At 66.8% G+C, this 15,614-nt stretch carries 15 protein-coding genes; 8 read left to right on the top strand and 7 right to left on the bottom strand.

Annotated elements, in window-relative coordinates; translation table 11 throughout:
* Window positions 1-210 precede the first annotated feature (210 nt).
* The 7 genes from FHS55_RS11390 to FHS55_RS11360 all read left to right on the top strand — a co-directional run bounded on the left by FHS55_RS11390 (window position 211) and on the right by FHS55_RS11360 (window position 7,608).
* The gene (locus tag FHS55_RS11390) at window positions 211-1,362 is read left to right on the top strand and encodes an ABC transporter substrate-binding protein (protein ID WP_183189888.1); all 1,152 of its coding nucleotides are present in this window, start codon (window positions 211-213) and stop codon (window positions 1,360-1,362) included.
* Between the two features lie 98 nt (window positions 1,363-1,460).
* Window positions 1,461-2,594, top strand: coding sequence for an ABC transporter ATP-binding protein (locus FHS55_RS11385; RefSeq protein WP_183189887.1), 1,134 nt, complete (start codon window positions 1,461-1,463; stop codon window positions 2,592-2,594).
* A 3-nt stretch (window positions 2,595-2,597) separates the two neighbouring features.
* Entirely contained in the window at window positions 2,598-3,500 is a 903-nt protein-coding gene (locus FHS55_RS11380; protein WP_183189886.1) for an ABC transporter permease, read from the top strand.
* Between the two features lie 3 nt (window positions 3,501-3,503).
* Window positions 3,504-4,298, top strand: coding sequence for an ABC transporter permease (locus tag FHS55_RS11375; protein WP_183189885.1), 795 nt, complete (start codon window positions 3,504-3,506; stop codon window positions 4,296-4,298).
* Window positions 4,295-5,104 carry a DeoR/GlpR family DNA-binding transcription regulator gene (locus FHS55_RS11370; protein ID WP_183189884.1) on the top strand — a complete coding sequence of 270 codons (810 nt, stop codon included), beginning with the start codon at window positions 4,295-4,297 and terminating at the stop codon, window positions 5,102-5,104. The genes FHS55_RS11375 and FHS55_RS11370 overlap by 4 nt, the downstream gene beginning before the upstream one ends.
* A 96-nt stretch (window positions 5,105-5,200) precedes the next feature.
* Window positions 5,201-6,268: a phosphotransferase enzyme family protein gene (locus tag FHS55_RS11365; protein ID WP_210286951.1), complete on the top strand. Its 1,068-nt coding sequence runs from the start codon at window positions 5,201-5,203 to the stop codon at window positions 6,266-6,268.
* Complete coding sequence (locus FHS55_RS11360; protein WP_183189883.1) at window positions 6,265-7,608, top strand: aspartate aminotransferase family protein; 1,344 nt, start codon at window positions 6,265-6,267, stop codon at window positions 7,606-7,608. The genes FHS55_RS11365 and FHS55_RS11360 overlap by 4 nt, the downstream gene beginning before the upstream one ends.
* An 81-nt stretch (window positions 7,609-7,689) precedes the next feature.
* On the opposite strand, the gene FHS55_RS11355 is transcribed toward FHS55_RS11360, so the two are convergent.
* Window positions 7,690-8,253 carry a hypothetical protein gene (locus FHS55_RS11355; RefSeq protein ID WP_183189882.1) on the bottom strand — a complete coding sequence of 188 codons (564 nt, stop codon included), beginning with the start codon at window positions 8,251-8,253 and terminating at the stop codon, window positions 7,690-7,692.
* A gap of 196 nt (window positions 8,254-8,449) precedes the next feature.
* On the opposite strand from FHS55_RS11355, the gene FHS55_RS11350 reads away from it, so the two are divergent.
* Window positions 8,450-8,863, top strand: a complete 414-nt coding sequence (locus tag FHS55_RS11350) for a carboxymuconolactone decarboxylase family protein (protein ID WP_183189881.1) — start codon at window positions 8,450-8,452, stop codon at window positions 8,861-8,863.
* 6 nt (window positions 8,864-8,869) lie between these two features.
* Here FHS55_RS11350 and glpK read toward each other — a convergent pair whose 3' ends face one another.
* From glpK to FHS55_RS11320, 6 genes are all read right to left on the bottom strand, one after another.
* The gene (gene glpK / locus FHS55_RS11345; protein WP_183189880.1) at window positions 8,870-10,375 is read right to left on the bottom strand and encodes a glycerol kinase GlpK; all 1,506 of its coding nucleotides are present in this window, start codon (window positions 10,373-10,375) and stop codon (window positions 8,870-8,872) included.
* Window positions 10,376-10,674: 299 nt separating this feature from the next.
* A complete protein-coding gene (locus FHS55_RS11340) occupies window positions 10,675-12,429 on the bottom strand; it encodes an ABC transporter substrate-binding protein (RefSeq protein ID WP_183189879.1) in 1,755 nt (584 codons plus the stop codon).
* A 53-nt stretch (window positions 12,430-12,482) separates the two neighbouring features.
* Window positions 12,483-12,788, bottom strand: a complete 306-nt coding sequence (locus tag FHS55_RS11335) for a DUF2160 domain-containing protein (RefSeq protein WP_183189878.1) — start codon at window positions 12,786-12,788, stop codon at window positions 12,483-12,485.
* 11 nt (window positions 12,789-12,799) lie between these two features.
* A complete protein-coding gene (locus FHS55_RS11330) occupies window positions 12,800-13,609 on the bottom strand; it encodes a carbohydrate ABC transporter permease (protein ID WP_183189877.1) in 810 nt (269 codons plus the stop codon).
* On the bottom strand, window positions 13,606-14,523 hold the full coding sequence (locus FHS55_RS11325; RefSeq protein WP_183189876.1) for a carbohydrate ABC transporter permease: 918 nt from the start codon (window positions 14,521-14,523) through the stop codon (window positions 13,606-13,608). The genes FHS55_RS11330 and FHS55_RS11325 overlap by 4 nt, the downstream gene beginning before the upstream one ends.
* Window positions 14,523-15,611 (bottom strand): ABC transporter ATP-binding protein, encoded by a 1,089-nt coding sequence (locus FHS55_RS11320; RefSeq protein ID WP_183189875.1) that lies wholly within the window; start codon window positions 15,609-15,611, stop codon window positions 14,523-14,525. Before FHS55_RS11320 ends, FHS55_RS11325 begins: the two co-directional genes overlap by 1 nt.
* Between the last annotated feature and the right edge of the window lie 3 nt (window positions 15,612-15,614).

Raw genomic sequence — 15,614 nt, 5'->3', positions numbered from 1 at the left:
GGTGAAACAGGTAATTAGGCGCCCCGCCCGCTCCCGTCGACGTTGACTGCCGAGGAATTAGGCTGCCTTCCTTTTCATCACGTTGCGCCGCAAACTTGATGTTGTAAAGCCCAATTCGGCATGTTTAGGATCACACAGGATCCAACATAAGAACCACATTGATCGCGCGGCCGTCAGGGCACCGCGCCAACAATCCAGAGGGATTTCGCGATGGCAGGCATTTCCAGAAGGTCGCTGCTGCAGGGCATGGGCGCGGGAATCGGGGCGCTTGCCGCCAGCCCGCTCGTGGGCTCCGGCCCGGCGCTCGCGGCGCGCGAGAAGGAGCTGAACATTCTGTGCTGGGAGGGCTACAACTCCGCGCAGGTGCTCGACCCGTTCCGCTCCAGCACTGGCGCCACCGTGAAGGCCGAGAGCCTCACCAACGATCCCACCATGATCAACCGGCTGCGCGCCGGCGAGATCAACACCTGGGATCTGATCAACGTGAACAACCCATGGGCACGCAAGGTGATGCTGCCCGAGAAGCTGATCAAGCCGCTGCCCAAGGCCGAGTTCGAGCCCTTCTTCGCCAAGATGCTGCCGGAGTTCAAATGGCCCTATAAATGGGCGATGAGCGAGGACGGCTCCGAGCTGATCGGCATGGTCCAGCGCTTCGGGCCCTACAGCTTCGTCGTCAACACCGACAAGGTCAGCCGCAAGACCGCCGAGGATACCGGCTGGGACCTGTTCAACGATCCCGCGCTCGCCGGCCGCTACGGCATTCTCGAATCCGACGACTGGAACGTCTTCAACATCTTCATCATCGCTGGCATCGACCCGTTCAAGGTGCATACACCGGACGAACTTGCCAAGTTCGAGGAGACCGCCAAGCGCGTCTTCAAGGGCGCAAAGCTGATCGGCGACATCGCCTCGATGAACCAGGCGCTGATCTCCGGCGAGATCGACCTGCACATGACCGGCGGCACCTATTCGGTCTCGCCCGCCCGCGCCGATGGCCACCCGAACCTGCGCGGCATCACCCCGCTCAAGGGCCCGCTGCCGGGCGGCAAGGGTGGCATCTCCTGGATCGAGGTGACCTCGACGGTGAACAACCCGAACCTCTCGCCGCTGGCGATCGAGTTCCTGAAATATGTGCAGGCGCCGGACGTCGCCCACACCGTCGCCTTTGCCGAGGGCACGTTCAATCCCGTTGCGCAGATGGGCAATCCCGACTGCTTCAAGCTGTTCACCAAGGAGGAGCTCGACGCCATCCAGTGGGACAGCCTGGAAGAGGAGATGGCCCGCTCGGTCGAGTACGACATCGTGCCGGACTACGACAAGGCGCTCGACATCATGAACGCCGCCAAGCGCCTGCGCGGATAAGAGGGCGCGCGCCCCTCTCCCCGACGGGGAGAGGGAAGAAATGGGGGGCTCCATCCGCCCCTTGTCCTCGACCACCGGATCACGACCGAAAGACCCGCATGCTCCAGACGTCGCCCCCCGCCGTTCCCGCCCCCGCTTCCGCCCGCAAGCCGATCCTCCAGCTGGTCGGCGTGCGCAAGAGCTTCGGCGGATTCCACGCCGTGCAGGGCATCGACCTTGACGTGCGCGAGGGCGAGTTCCTCACCATTGTCGGGCCTTCCGGCTCGGGGAAGACGACGCTGCTGCGCATGCTGGCGGGCATGGACAGCCCGAGCGAGGGCAACATCACGCTGCATGGCGAACGCATCAACGACGTGCCGCCGAACAAGCGGCCGACCTGCCTCGTCTTCCAGTCGCTCGCGCTGTTCCCGCACAAGAGCGTCGGCGAGAACATCGCCTTCCCGCTCAAGGTGAAGGGCGTGGATGCGGCGGCCCGCAAGGCCCGCGCGCTGGAGCTGATGGCCATCGTGCGCCTGCCGGAGACCTATCACGACAAGAACGTGATGAAGTGCTCCGGCGGCGAGCGCCAGCGCGTGGCGCTGGCACGGGCGCTCGCCTACGACCCGGAAGTGCTGTTCTTCGACGAGCCGCTCTCGGCCATCGACTACAAGCTGAAGAAGACGCTGGAGAAAGAGCTGAAGGACCTGCACCGGGAAACCGGCAAGACCTTCATCTACATCACCCATTCGCTGGAGGAGGCGATGGTGATGAGCGACCGCATCGGCGTGATGCGCGCGGGCAAGCTGGTGCAGGTCGGCACGCCGGAGGAGATCTATGGCGCCCCGGTCGACCGCTTCGTGTGCGAATTCGTCGGCGAGGTGAACAGCATCGAGGTGACGCGCGGCGCCGATGGCGGCTGGAGTGGCGTGGATGTGCCCGGCGCCTTCAAGGTGCAGCCCCCACGGGGCAGCGCCGGCGACGGCGGGATGGACAGGGCCTTCATCGTCATCCGCCCGGAATATATGCGCGTGCTCGGCCCCGGCGAGAGCGCCGACAACCGGATCGAGGGTGTCGTCTACAACGAGTACTCGCTCGGCTCGCGCATCCAGTACCAGGTGCGGGTGACTGCCAGTGGCGGCGGGGAAAAGGTGATGCTGGTGGAACTCTCCCGTTCGCGGGCGCTGCCGGCGGGCGCCGACGCCCGCGTCACGCTCGGCTGGGATGCCCCCGACGCCTTCACGCTGAGGAGCTGAGCGATGGCGGACCTGACCATCGCTCATGCCGAGACGCCCCGCGAGGAGCGCCCGACGCACCGGCTCTCGGCAGGCGCGCTGTGCGCGCTGCCCGTCATCGGGCTGCTCGCCATCGGCTTCGCCGCGCCGCTCGTCGCCATCCTCGGCTATTCCGTGGCAACCCCGCGCTCCTTCGACGTGTTCCGCTCGTTCACGCTGGAGAATTTCGCCGCGCTGTTCGACCCCACCAACACGGTGTGGCTGTCCTTCCTGTGGTCATGTGGCTTCGCGCTGTTCACCGTCGCGCTGCTGGCGGTGATCGCCTACCCCATCGCCTATGGGCTGAACCGGGTGTTCGGCCGCGCCTCGGCCTTCATCAGCGTGCTGTTCGTGTTCCCGCTCTTCGTCTCGGAAAATGTGCGGCTCTATGGCTGGGTGCTGTTCTACATCAAGAACGGCGTGCTCGACGGCACGCTGAAATGGCTCGGGCTCGCGGGCGGGCCGGAAGTGCTCTACACGCCTGGCATCACGCTGTTCGGCATGGTCTACACCTACCTGCCCTTCATGCTGTTTCCGATGACGCTCGGTCTTGCCCTCGTGCCGCGCGACCTCGTCGACGCCGCGCGCGATCTCGGCGCGGGCCGCCTGTTCATCTGGCGGGAGATCGAATTGCCGCTCGCCATGCCCGGCATCCTGATCGGCATGCTGCTCACCTTCGTGCTGGCGATCGGCGCGACGGCCGAAGCGAAGATTCTCGGCGGCCAGTCGATCATCGTCATCTCGCACGATATCGAGATCGCCTTCACCTATTCGCAGAACTGGCCGGCGGGTTCGGCGCTGGCCGTCCTCGTCACCTTCTTCATCGGCGCGCTCACCTTGTTCGCGCTGTCGAAGCTGGACCTCGACCGCATGCTGGGGAGGCGCTGAGCCATGACACACCGGCGAACCCATGCGCTGATCTGGATCTGGACGCTGTTCGTCGTCGCGGTGGTCTATCTGCCCATCGCCTGCGGCGCGCTGGCCAGCTTCAACAAGAGCCGCTATTTCGGCTTCCCGGTGAAGGCCTACGCCACCGACTGGTGGGCCAAGACGCTCGATTCGATCGAGATCGGCATGATCGTGCGCAACTCGATCCTGATCGCGCTTCTGGTGACGGTGCTGTCCGTGCTCATCGCCACCTTCGGCGCGCTGGCCTTCGCGCGCTATGACTGGAAAGGGCGGCGGCTGTACCAGAAGCTCATCATGCTGCCGATCTTCTTCCCCCAGCCGGTGCTGGGCCTTGCCATGCTGCTCGGCTTCAGCGCGGTCGGCATCCAGACCAGCTGGATGACCGCGGTGTTCGCTCATCTCGTCTGGGTGGTGCCGGTGGTGACGCTGGTCATCGCCATCCAGGTCTATGGCTTCGACCCCTCGCTGGAGGAAGCCGCCATCGATCTCGGCTGCTCGCGCCTGCAGGTGCTGCGCGAGGTGACGCTGCCGCTGCTGTGGCCCGGCATCTGGTCCGGAATGCTGTTCGCGTTCCTGCTGTCCTGGAGCAATTTCCCGCTGTCGCTCTATACGGCGGGGGCGGATTCCACGATCCCGAAATGGCTCTACGCCAAGATGGTGGCGGGCTACACGCCGATGGTGCCCGCGCTCGGCACCCTGGCGACGCTGGGTGCCGCCGCCCTGCTCCTCACCGGTGGATTGGTCGGCCTCATGGTGCGCCGGCGGAGCGCATCATGAGCCATGACGACACAATGCGCGCGGCGGACCGGCGGCGCCCGCGCCTCGACAAGGCGGCCCGCCACGAGCGCATCCTCGGCGAGATGCGCACCTCCGCGACGCTGCGCGTGGGCGACCTCGCCGCCGATCTTGAGGTCTCCACCGAGACCATCCGCCGCGACCTGTTCGAGCTGCAGGAAAAGGGCCTCATCAATCGCACCTATGGCGGCGCGGTGCGCCCTTTCGGCGATGAGCCGGCGGTGACCGAGCGCCACCGGCTGATGGTGGCCGAGCGCGAGGCGATCGCCGCCGTGACGGTGAAGTTCATCAAGCCGAAGGAGGTGATCGCCATCGGCGCCGGCGCCACCACCACCCATGTGGCGCGTCGCATGGCCGCCGAGTGCCGCGATATCACCGTCATCACGCACTCCTTCTCGGTGGCGACCGTGCTCGCGCCCAATCCGACCATCGAGATCATCATGTGCCCCGGCCGCTACAATGCGCGCGAGGGCATGATGGTGGGGGCGGAGACCATCGACTTCCTGCAGAACTACAACGTCAACCGCGCCATTCTCGGCATTTCCGGCATCACCACCGATGGCCTCGCCGATGCCGAGGCGCCCGCCGCCTGGGTCTACAAGGCGATGATGAACCGCGCGGCGGAGACCATCGTCGTCTCCGACCACAAGAAGTTCGACGTGCAGGCGCTCGCCATCTGGGCGCGCATTCCCGACATCCAGCGCCTCGTGGTGGACGCAGCCCCGGCGGGCACGGTGGCCCGGGCGCTGGAGCGCGCCCATGTCGACGTCACGGTGGCGCGGAAATAGGGGCATGCGCATGCGGCATCATCGACACGACATCCGCGCAGGGCGGGCCCACGCCGCGCGCACCTGCGCCCATCGCCCCGATACGAGCCGGCTCCCATGACGCAACCCATGTATGACGACGCCTTTCTCGCCCGGCTGGAGGCCGGCCTGCGCGCCGCGCTGCCGCGCTGGGGCCTCTCGGCGGCCACCCATCTCCGGCTGCTCACCATCTCCGAAAACGCCACCTTCCGCGCCCGCGACCCCTCGGGCGCGCGGGAACTGGTGTTTCGCGTGCACCGGCCTGGCTATCACAGCCGCGCCGAAATCGAATCCGAGCTCGCCTGGCTCGCCGCGCTGGGCCACGAGCGCGTCATCGATACGCTCACCCCCATCGCGCAGAGCGACGGCACGCTGATCGCCGACATCGACGATGAGGGAGTGACCCGCCACGTCGTTGCCTTCGACCTGCTGCCCGGCCGCGAGCCGGCGGAGGGCGAGGACCTGCCGCGCTGGTATCGCGAACTGGGTGCCATCAACGCGCGGCTGCACGCCCATGCGAAGAGCTGGGCGCGGCCGGAAGGCTTCGTGCGCAAGGTGTGGGATTATGAGGCCATGCTCGGCGAGGTGCGGCTGTGGGGCGACTGGCGGGCCGGCCTCGGGCTCGACGCGCCGGGCCGGGAGGTGCTGGAGCGCACGGCGCAGGTGCTGCGCGAGCGCTTGGCGGCCTATGGCACGGGCGAGGATCGCTTCGGCCTCGTTCATGCCGACATGCGCGTCGCCAATCTTCTGGTGGAGGGCGAGCGGCTGAGCGTGATCGATTTCGATGATTGCGGCTTCAGCTGGTATCTCTACGACTTCGCCGCCGCCATCAGCTTCGCCGAGCACGAGCCCTATATTCCCGCGCTGCAGGCGGCGTGGATCGAGGGCTACCGCACGGTGGCGCCGCTCGCGGATGAGGAATGCGCCATCCTGCCGGTCTTCATCATGCTGCGCCGCATGCTGCTGACCGCCTGGATCGCCTCCCATGCCGAGACGCCGACCGCGCAGGCGATGGGCGACGCCTACACGCATGGCACGGTGGAACTCGCCCGCGCCTTCCTCGCCACCCATGACACGGACGCTAGCGACACGGACGCTAACGACACGGGCGCCTTGGAGCCGAACGGCGGGAGGGCCGCATCATGAAGAACCAGCCGACGCCCCTTCCGACGAGCCGCGAGCAGCCGATTCTCTCGCTCAACGCCTTCACCGGCGCCAGGGCGGCGCTGGCGCCCGACATCGCCGCGCTGGTCGAACGCCGCGTGCGCAGCTTCGGCGCCGGCTCGGTGCTGTTCTATGACGAGCCGTTGAAGATCGTGCGGGCCGAGGGCGCCTATCTCCATGCCTCGGACGGGCGAGCCTATCTCGATTTCTACAACAACGTGCCGACCGTCGGGCACTGCCACCCCAAGGTGGTGGAGGCGGTGCAGCGGCAGATCGGCGCGTTCAACATCCATTCGCGCTATCTCTTCGACATCGCCCACGACTATGCCGAAAAACTGCTCGCCACCTTCCCACCGGCGCTGAGCAATGTCGTGCTCACCTGCACGGGGAGCGAGAGCAACGACCTCGCCCTGCGCCTCGCTGCCCGCACCAGCGGCGGCACCGGCTTCATCGTCACCCGCACCGCCTATCACGGCAACACCGCGGCCGTGACCGAGGTCTCCCCCTCCTCCTACAAGCGCGGCGGCCCGCCGGCCCATGTGCGAGTGGTGCCCGCGCCCGACCCGGCGCTCTTCGGCAATGACGTGGCGCAGGGCTTCACCGACGCGGTGTCGGCCGCCATTGCCGGCATGGAGGCGGACGGCATCCGTTTCGCCGGCCTGCTGGTCGACACCATCTTCTCCTCCGACGGCGTCTTCGCCGACCCGCCCGGCTTTCTGCAAGGAGCGGTGGACGTGGCCCACGCGGCGGGCGGACTGTTCATCGCCGATGAGGTGCAGCCCGGCTTCGGGCGCACCGGCGCGGGCCTCTGGGGCTTCTCGCGTCACGGTGTCGAGCCGGACATCGTCACCCTGGGCAAGCCGATGGGCAATGGCTATCCGGTGGCCGGCGTCGTCACCCGGCCGGAGATCCTGTCCGATTTCTGCGCCGATTTCGGCTATTTCAATACGTTCGCGGCCAGCCCCGTGGCCACCGCCGCCGCGATGGCGGTGCTGGAGGCGATCGAGCAGGATGGCCTCGTCGCCAATGCCGAGCGCGTCGGCCGCCACCTCGCCGGCCGGCTGCGCCACCTTCAGGGGCGCACGCCCATCACCGCGGTGCGCGGCGCCGGGCTCTATCTCGGCGTGGAGTTCGGCACGCAGGATGGCCCCGCCCCGGACATCGCCAAGGGACTGATCAACGGCCTGAAGCAGCGCGGCATCCTCATCGGCGCCGCCGGCCAATATGGCAATGTGCTGAAGATCCGCCCGCCGCTCTGCGTCACCACCACCCATGCCGACCAGTTGGTCGAGGCGATCGAGGATGTGCTGGCGGCCGGGTGAGTTCGCCAAATCCCGGGCGATGTCCCGGGGTCCGCTCCGAAATCCCAGGCGAGACCGACGAAGGCGCCGTGCCCGGACAGCTCAGTCGACCACGTTGCCGTAATCGCCGATCAGCGCCCGGAGGCGCTCGTCGCTGGCGTCCGTCCGGCGTTGGAACACGGTCAGGTCCTCCACCTCGCTCACCGCCACCGCCACCGTCTCCAGCGCGTGATAGTGCGGGCGGGAGCGATAGTCATGCACCATCAGCCGGGCATCGGGCCCCGCCCGCAGCAATGCCTGGCAGAAGCAGGCCACGCGAAACCGCCCGTCGATCAGGTAGAGGTCGAAGCTCCGGCCGATCTCGTTCCAGATATGCTCGTGGTAATTGCCATAGTCCACCTCGCCCTGCGGCTTGAGCGGGCGGCCCCAGCGGCCGGTCGGGCCGATATCGGCAAAGATGAAGCGGCGCTCATAGTCCGTGCTGGAGGCCAGCGCGCGCATCTTGTCGATCCAGGCCGGATCGGATTCGACGCAGTAGACCGGTCCCTTCACCAGCCGGTCGGCCAGCAGCGTGCTGCCGCCCGCGCCGAATTCCATGTAGGATCCCGCGCGGCCGAGGCAGTTCTCGAAGAGAACGCGCTCGCGCGCGGTCATATGCGGTTCCATGGCCCCTCCATTGCGGCAACCAAGCACGACACCCGCGGCACCGCAACGCACGGGAGGCGCCAAGCCATGGCGAATGCACGCAGATCTGCCCGCGATCCACCGTGCAGATGCGAACAGGGCCTGCGCCCTTTGCGCCGGCAAGGACGAACGCTACAAGAATGACCGTTGACAGCATCACAGGTACGGAGGCGACGGCATGACCACGGTCCGACTCTGGAGCGATGAGGAAGCGGCCGCCGATCCGGCGGTGAAGCCAGTGTTCGACGACATCCGCGCCACGCGCAAATCGGATTTCGTCAACAATTTCTGGCGGGCATTGGCCAATGATCCCGCCGCGCTCGCGCGCACCTGGGGGAGCCTCAAGGCGGTGATGCTCGCGGACGGCCCACTCGACCCGCTGACGCGCGAGTTGATCTACATCGCCGTGTCGACCGCCAATGGCTGTTCCTACTGCATCCACTCCCACACCGCCGCGGCGCGCGCCAAGGGCATGACCGACGCCCAGCACGGGCACCTCTTGTCCATCATCGGCATGGCGGCGCAGACCAACGCGCTCGTCACCGTGCTACAGGTGCCGGTCGACGAGGCCTTTCTGGTCAAGACGGACTGAACAACCCTACGCCATGGTGAGGCGGCGCACGGCGTCGCGCCAGCCGGCCAGCTTCTCGGTGCGCGTCTCCTCCGGCATGGTCGGGGTGAAGCGACGATCCAGCCGCCATGTATCGGCAAAGCGCCCCGGCGCCGGCAGGATGCCGGCCTGGTGGCCGGCGAGATAGGCGGCGCCCAGTGCCGTGGTCTCGCGCACCACCGGCCGGTCGACCGGCGCGGCCAACAGGTCCGAGAGGCGTTGCATCGCGAAGCTGGAGGCCGCCATGCCGCCATCCACCCGCAGCACCGTCGGCCGGCGCGCGGCGGCGCCCGCCGTGCGGTTCCAGTCGTCGCGCATCACGTCGAGCAGGTCCGATGTCTGGTAGCAGACGCTCTCCAGCGCCGCGAGGGCGAATTCGGCGCGGGAGGTTGCCCGCGTCAGGCCGAAGATCGCCCCGCGCACATCCGGGTTCCAGTGGGGCGCGCCGAGACCGACAAAGGCCGGCACCAGATAAATGTGCTGCGCCGGATCGGCCGCCTCGGCCAGCGCCTCGCTCTCCGCCGAGGTGCCGATGATGCCGAGCCCGTCGCGAAGCCACTGCACCGCCGCGCCGGCGACAAAGATCGAGCCCTCCAGCGCATAGGTGCGCTTGCCCCCGAGTTGATAGGCGATGGTGGTGAGCAGCCGGTTCTGGGACTTTACCGGCGTCTCCCCGGTGTTCAGCAGCACGAAGCAGCCGGTGCCATAGGTCGACTTGATCATGCCCGGCTGGAAGCAGGCCTGCCCCACGGTTGCCGCCTGCTGGTCGCCGGCCATGCCGCCAATGGCAATGGCGCCGCCAAACAGCGCCGGGTCGGTGGTGCCGAAATCGGCCGCGGAATCCTTCACCTCCGGCAGCAGCGAGCGTGGCACGCGCAGCAGCGCCAGCAGGTCCTCGTCCCATTGCCCGGTATGAATGTTGAACAGGAGCGTTCGCGCGGCATTGGTGGCATCTGTCGCATGCACCGCGCCGCCGGTGAGCTTCCACAGCAGCCAGCAATCGACCGTGCCGAAGGCCAGTTCCCCCCGCTCCGCGCGGGCGCGGGCGCCGGGAACATGGTCAAGAATCCAGGCGATCTTGGTGCCGGAGAAATAGGGATCGAGAATGAGCCCGGTGCGCTCGCTCACCAGCGCCTCATGCCCCTCGGCCCGAAGCCGCGCGCAGTGTTCGGCCGTGCGGCGGTCCTGCCAGACGATGGCGCGATAGATCGCGGCGCCGGTCCTGCGATCCCAGAGGATGGTGGTCTCGCGCTGGTTGGTAATGCCGATGGCGGCGATATCGCGCGCGCTCGCCCCGGCCTGCGCGATGGCATGCCGGCAGGTGGCGAGCGTCGTCCGCCACAGGTCCTCCGCCTCGTGCTCGACCCAGCCGGAGGCTGGAAAGTGCTGGGGAAACTCCTGCTGCGCCTGCGCCGCGACACTGGTGTCCGGCCGGAACAGGATGGCCCGCGAGGAGGTGGTGCCCTGGTCGATGGCGAGGAGATAGGAGGTCATGGCAAAACCCTCACGGACAGGCGTCATCCCGCGAACGGCCGCGGGCCCCATCCGGGATCGCGGGTCGTTTTATCAGGCGAGATAGCGGGGAGCGATCCCGGCTATGCCGCGTCGTCTCCGGCGGGAAGGACGGAAGAGAAAATTCATCGGCCCCGAGCCGGACGAAAGCCCTCTCCCCGTCGGGGAGAGGGCTGGGCGAGGGGCATCATGCCCGATGACAAAGGTCACGCCCCTTCACCGGACGCCTGCGGCGTCGACCTCCCCCCGGCGGGGAGAGGTCAAGCGGCCGCTCCGTTCGTCTACTTCTGCGGCGGGGTCGCGGGCCAGCTCTTGATGAGCGTATCGTAGTCGATGGTCTCGCCCTGCGGCTTCTCGTTCGCCAGCTTCGGCTGGGGCGCGAGGTTGCCCTCCTTCTTGGCAAGGTCGACCCAATACTGCATCGGGTGCTTCTCGTTCAGCTTCGGGCCGCATTCGCCCTGCACGCCGGACTTCTCAAGCCGCGCCATCACCGATTCCTGAGCCTCGGCGAGCGCGTCCATCGCCGCCTGCGGGGTCTTGGCGCCGGAGGAAGCGTCGCCGATATTCTGCCACCACAGCTGCGCGAGCTTGGGATAGTCCGGCACGTTCGAGCCGGTCGGCGACCACTGCACGCGGGCCGGCGAGCGGTAGAACTCGACGAGGCCGCCGAGCTTGGGCGCCCGCTCGGTCATCGCCGGCGACCAGATGTCGCTCTCGCGGATGAAGGTCAGGCCCACCATGCTCTTCTTCAGCGACACGCTCTTCGACGTCACGAACTGGGCATAGAGCCAGGCCGCCTTGCGCCGCTCCAGCGGGGTGGACTTGAGCAGCGTCCAGGAACCCACGTCCTGGTAGCCGAGCTTCATGCCGTCCTTCCAGTAGGCGCCCTTCGGCGAGGGGGCCATGCGCCATTTCGGGGTGCCGTCGGCATTCATGACCGGCAGGCCGGGCTTCACCATGTCGGCGGTGAAGGCGGTGTACCAGAACATCTGCTGCGCGATGGTGCCCTGCGCCGGAACCGGGCCGGCCTCGGAGAAGGTCATGCCGAGCGCCTGCGGCGGCGTGTATTTCTTCAGCCACTCGATATACTTGACGATGGAATAGACCGCCGCCGGGCCATTGGTGTCACCACCGCGCTCCACGGTCGAGCCGGTCGGGCGGCAGCCTTCCATGCGGATGCCCCACTCGTCCACCGGCTTGCCGTTCGGCAGCCCGCGATCGCCATTGCCGGCCATGGAGAGCCACGCATCGGTGAACCGCCAGCCGAGCGAGGGGTCCTTCTTGCCATAATCCATGTTGCCATAGATCTTGACGCCATCGATCTCCTTCACGTCGTTGGTGAAGAATTCGGCGATGTCCTCATAGGCCGACCAGTTGAGCGGTACGCCGAGTTCGTAGCCATACTTGGCCTTGAACTTGGCTTTGATGTCCGGGTTGGTGAACCAGTCGTAGCGGAACCAGTAGAGGTTGGCGAACTGCTGGTCCGGCAGCTGGTACAGCTTGCCGTCCGGCGCGGTGGTAAAGCTAAGGCCGATGAAGTCCTTGAGGTCGAGCGTCGGCGAGGTCACGTCCTTGCCCTCGCCCGCCATCCAGTCGGTCAGCGGCACGGCCTGCTTGTAGCGGAAATGCGTGCCGATGAGGTCGGAATCGTTCACCCACGCATCGTAGATGTTCTTGCCGGACTGCATCTGCGTCTGGATCTTCTCCACCACGTCGCCCTCCTGGATGAGGTCGTGGGTGAGCTTGATGCCGGTGATTTCGGAGAAGGCCTTGGCGAGGGTCTTCGCCTCGTATTCATGCGTGGTGATGGTCTCGGAGACGACGTTGATCTCCATGCCCTTATAGGGCTCGGCCGCCTTGATGAACCATTCCATCTCCTTCAGCTGCTCGTCCTTCGAGAGCGTGGAGGGCTGGAACTCGGCATCGATCCACTTTTTGGCGGCCGCCTCATCCGCGCGCACCGGCGCGGCGAAGGCGAACAGTGCCGCCGCGCTGGCGGCGAGCAATAGGCGTGTACGGCGTGGTGACGGCTTCATTGGTCATTCCTCCCGTTTCTTCCCAGGTGCCGCGGCCTGCCGCCGCGTGCGATTCACACGAGGCGGAACACCGCCAGTGCGTAGACAAGGCAGAGCGCGAGCGCCCAGCCGAGATCGGGTCCCGCCAGGCCAAGCCAGGCGAGATTGATGAACGCGCTGCCCAAGAGCGTGATGAACAGCCGGTCGCCGCGCGTGGTGGGGATGCCCAGCACGCCCACGCGCGCCCGCTCCGGCTTGAACAGCGCCACCAGCGTGAAGACGATGAGCAGGCTGGCGATGATGACGAAGAACAGCCCAGTCTGCCACGTCCAGGCCATCCACGCGGCGTTCTCGGTGAGGCGGGCGGTGAAATCCTCCATGTCCCCCTCCCCTATACCCGCCCGAGGGCGAAGCCCTTGGCGATGTAGTTGCGCACGAACCAGATGACGAGCGCGCCGGGAATGATGGTCAGCACGCCGGCGGCGGCGAGCAGGCCCCAGTCCATGCCGGCGGCGGAGACCGTGCGAGTCATCGTGACGGCGATCGGCTTGGCGTTGGTGGCGGTGAGCGTGCGCGCCAGCAGCAGCTCGACCCACGAGAACATGAAGCAGAAGAAGGCGGCAACGCCGATGCCGGAGGCGATCAGCGGCATGAAGATTTTCACGAAGAAGCGCGGAAAGGAATAGCCGTCGATCGCCGCCGTCTCGTCGATCTCGCGCGGCACGCCGGACATGAAGCCTTCCAGGATCCACACGGCGAGCGGCACGTTGAACAGGCAGTGCGCCAGCGCCACCGCCCAGGGCGTGTCGAACAGCCCGATGGCGGAATAGAGATTGAAGAAGGGCAGCGCGAACACGGCCGGCGGCGCCATGCGGTTGGACAAGAGCCAGAAGAACAGATGCTTGTCGCCCACGAACGTGTAGCGCGAGAAGGCATAGGCCGCCGGCAGCGCGAGGCTTATCGAGATGATGGTGTTGAGCACCACATAGGTCAGCGAGTTGATATAGCCGGTGTACCAGCTCGCATCGGTGAAGATCTTGATATAGTGCTCGAACGTGATCGCCCGCGGCCAGAGCGAGACCGTGGTGTTGATCTCGAAATTGGTCTTCAGGCTCATGTTGACGAGCCAGTAGATCGGCAGCAGCAGGAAGAGAAGATACAGCACCATCACAATGGCGCCGCCGCGCGAGGAGCGGTTCATGCGGGCGTCTCCTCTTGCGGGCGCCGATTGCCGTCATAATCTTGGCCGGCATGGGTCATCACGGTGTAGAACACCCAGCACACGGCGAGCACGATCAGGTTGTACACGAGGCTCATCGCCGCCGCCTTGCCGAGGTCGAACTGGCCGAGCGCGAGCTTCACGAGGTCGATGGACAGGAAGGTCGTGGCATTGCCCGGCCCGCCGCCCGTCAGCACGAAGGGCTCGGTATAGATCATGAAGCTGTCCATGAAGCGCAGCAGAACCGCGATCAGCAGAACCCGCTTCATCTTGGGCAGCTGGATGGTGGTGAAGATCGCCCAGCGCGAGGCGCCATCGATCCGCGCGGCCTGGTAATAGGCGTCGGGGATCGACTTCAGGCCGGCATAGCACAAGAGCGCCACGAGGCTGGTCCAGTGCCACACATCCATCACCACGATGGTGATCCACGCCGAAAGCGTGTCGCCGGTGTAATTATAGTCGATGCCGAGCCAGTTCAGCCCATAGCCGAGCAGGCCGATATCGGCGCGCGCGAACACCTGCCAGATGGTGCCGACCACGTTCCACGGAATCAGCAGCGGCAGCGCCATGACCACGAGGGTGGCCGCCACCTTCCAGCCCTCGCGCGGCATGGAGAGCGCGACAAGAATGCCGAGCGGCACCTCGATGGCAAGGATGATGGCGGAGAAGGCGAGGTTGCGCCACAGCGCCGCGAAGAACCGCCCGCCAAGCTCGGTCGAGGGGTCCAGCAGTTCCTGGAACCAGCCGAGCCCGTTCCAGAAGAACTGGTTGTTGCCGAAAGTGTCTTGAACCGAATAGTTCACCACGGTCATGATCGGCACGATGGCCGAGAAGGCGACGATGAGGAACACCGGCGCGACCAGCAGCCAGGCCCGGTTGTTGATCGGCTTTTCCATCAGGCGCCCCCCTCGCCGGCCACCCGCGCGCCATCGGCGTAGATGTGGATCTGGCCCGGCTCCAGCTTCAGCCCGGCCGCATCCCCTTCGATCGACAGGCCCTCGGGCACGGTGGCCGCCGCCGCGTGGCCGGCGATCTCGATGCGGGCGATGCGGGTGCGGCCAAGATCGTCAATCCGCCGCACCTTCACCGGCACACCGGTGCCGGCGCGGGTGAGTTCGGCGAATTCCGGCCGCACGCCGAGCTCGATCCGGGCGCCGGGCGGCAGCGCCGGATAGGCGCTCGGCAGGGCGATGGCGATGCCCTCGATATAGGCGGTGCGCCCACGCACCTCGGCCGGCAGCACATTCATGCCCGGCGAGCCGATGAAATGGCCGACAAACGTGTGCGCCGGGCGCAGGAACAGCTCTTCCGGCGATCCGGTCTGCACCACCGAGCCGTCATGCATCACCACCACCGTATCGGCGAAGGTGAGCGCCTCGGTCTGGTCGTGCGTGACATAGATCATGGTGAGGTCGAGCGCGCGGTGCAGTTCCTTCAGCGAGGAGCGCAGCTGCCATTTCAGGTGCGGGTCGATGACGGTGAGCGGCTCGTCGAACAGGATCGCCGCCACGTCCGACCGCACCAGCCCGCGCCCGAGCGAAATCTTCTGCTTGGCGTCGGCGGTCAGGTTCTGCGCCTTGCGGTCCAGCACGGCGGAGAGGTCGAGCCGGCTGGCGATTTCCTCCACCCGGCGGACGATGTCGGCGCGCGGCACATGCCGGTTCTTCAGCGGGAAGGCGAGGTTCTCGCGCACCGTCATGGTGTCGTAGACCACGGGGAACTGGAACACCTGCGCGATGTTGCGCGCCTCGGTCGGCAGGTGCGTCACGTCGCGCCCATCGAACAGGATGCGCCCCGTGGTCGGCGTCACCAGGCCCGAGATGATGTTGAGCAGCGTGGTCTTGCCGCAGCCGGAGGGGCCGAGCAGCGCATAGGCGCCGCCCTGCCGCCAGACATGGTTGATTTCCTTGAGCTGGTAGTCCTGCGGCCCGCGCGGATCGGGCCGGTAGGCGTGGGCGAGGTGATCGAGGGTGATGCTGGCCATGAC

This window comes from Ancylobacter tetraedralis (assembly GCF_014195655.1).
GTDB classification, from domain to species: domain Bacteria; phylum Pseudomonadota; class Alphaproteobacteria; order Rhizobiales; family Xanthobacteraceae; genus Ancylobacter; species Ancylobacter tetraedralis.
The sequence above is the reverse complement of the archived record's forward strand: the minus strand, read 5'-3'. Positions and strand labels throughout refer to the sequence as shown.

Excerpts from the sequence above, each read along its gene's own strand:
- FHS55_RS11390 (WP_183189888.1), top strand. The coding sequence starts at position 211 with ATGGCAGGCATTTCCAGAAGGTCGCTGCTGCAGGGCATGGGCGCGGGA.
- FHS55_RS11385 (WP_183189887.1), top strand. The coding sequence starts at position 1,461 with ATGCTCCAGACGTCGCCCCCCGCCGTTCCCGCCCCCGCTTCCGCCCGC.
- FHS55_RS11380 (WP_183189886.1), top strand. The coding sequence starts at position 2,598 with ATGGCGGACCTGACCATCGCTCATGCCGAGACGCCCCGCGAGGAGCGC.
- FHS55_RS11375 (WP_183189885.1), top strand. The coding sequence starts at position 3,504 with ATGACACACCGGCGAACCCATGCGCTGATCTGGATCTGGACGCTGTTC.
- FHS55_RS11370 (WP_183189884.1), top strand. The coding sequence starts at position 4,295 with ATGAGCCATGACGACACAATGCGCGCGGCGGACCGGCGGCGCCCGCGC.
- FHS55_RS11365 (WP_210286951.1), top strand. The coding sequence starts at position 5,201 with ATGACGCAACCCATGTATGACGACGCCTTTCTCGCCCGGCTGGAGGCC.
- FHS55_RS11360 (WP_183189883.1), top strand. The coding sequence starts at position 6,265 with ATGAAGAACCAGCCGACGCCCCTTCCGACGAGCCGCGAGCAGCCGATT.
- FHS55_RS11355 (WP_183189882.1), bottom strand. The coding sequence starts at position 8,253 with ATGGAACCGCATATGACCGCGCGCGAGCGCGTTCTCTTCGAGAACTGC.
- FHS55_RS11350 (WP_183189881.1), top strand. The coding sequence starts at position 8,450 with ATGACCACGGTCCGACTCTGGAGCGATGAGGAAGCGGCCGCCGATCCG.
- glpK (WP_183189880.1), bottom strand. The coding sequence starts at position 10,375 with ATGACCTCCTATCTCCTCGCCATCGACCAGGGCACCACCTCCTCGCGG.
- FHS55_RS11340 (WP_183189879.1), bottom strand. The coding sequence starts at position 12,429 with ATGAAGCCGTCACCACGCCGTACACGCCTATTGCTCGCCGCCAGCGCG.
- FHS55_RS11335 (WP_183189878.1), bottom strand. The coding sequence starts at position 12,788 with ATGGAGGATTTCACCGCCCGCCTCACCGAGAACGCCGCGTGGATGGCC.
- FHS55_RS11330 (WP_183189877.1), bottom strand. The coding sequence starts at position 13,609 with ATGAACCGCTCCTCGCGCGGCGGCGCCATTGTGATGGTGCTGTATCTT.
- FHS55_RS11325 (WP_183189876.1), bottom strand. The coding sequence starts at position 14,523 with ATGGAAAAGCCGATCAACAACCGGGCCTGGCTGCTGGTCGCGCCGGTG.
- FHS55_RS11320 (WP_183189875.1), bottom strand. The coding sequence starts at position 15,611 with ATGGCCAGCATCACCCTCGATCACCTCGCCCACGCCTACCGGCCCGAT.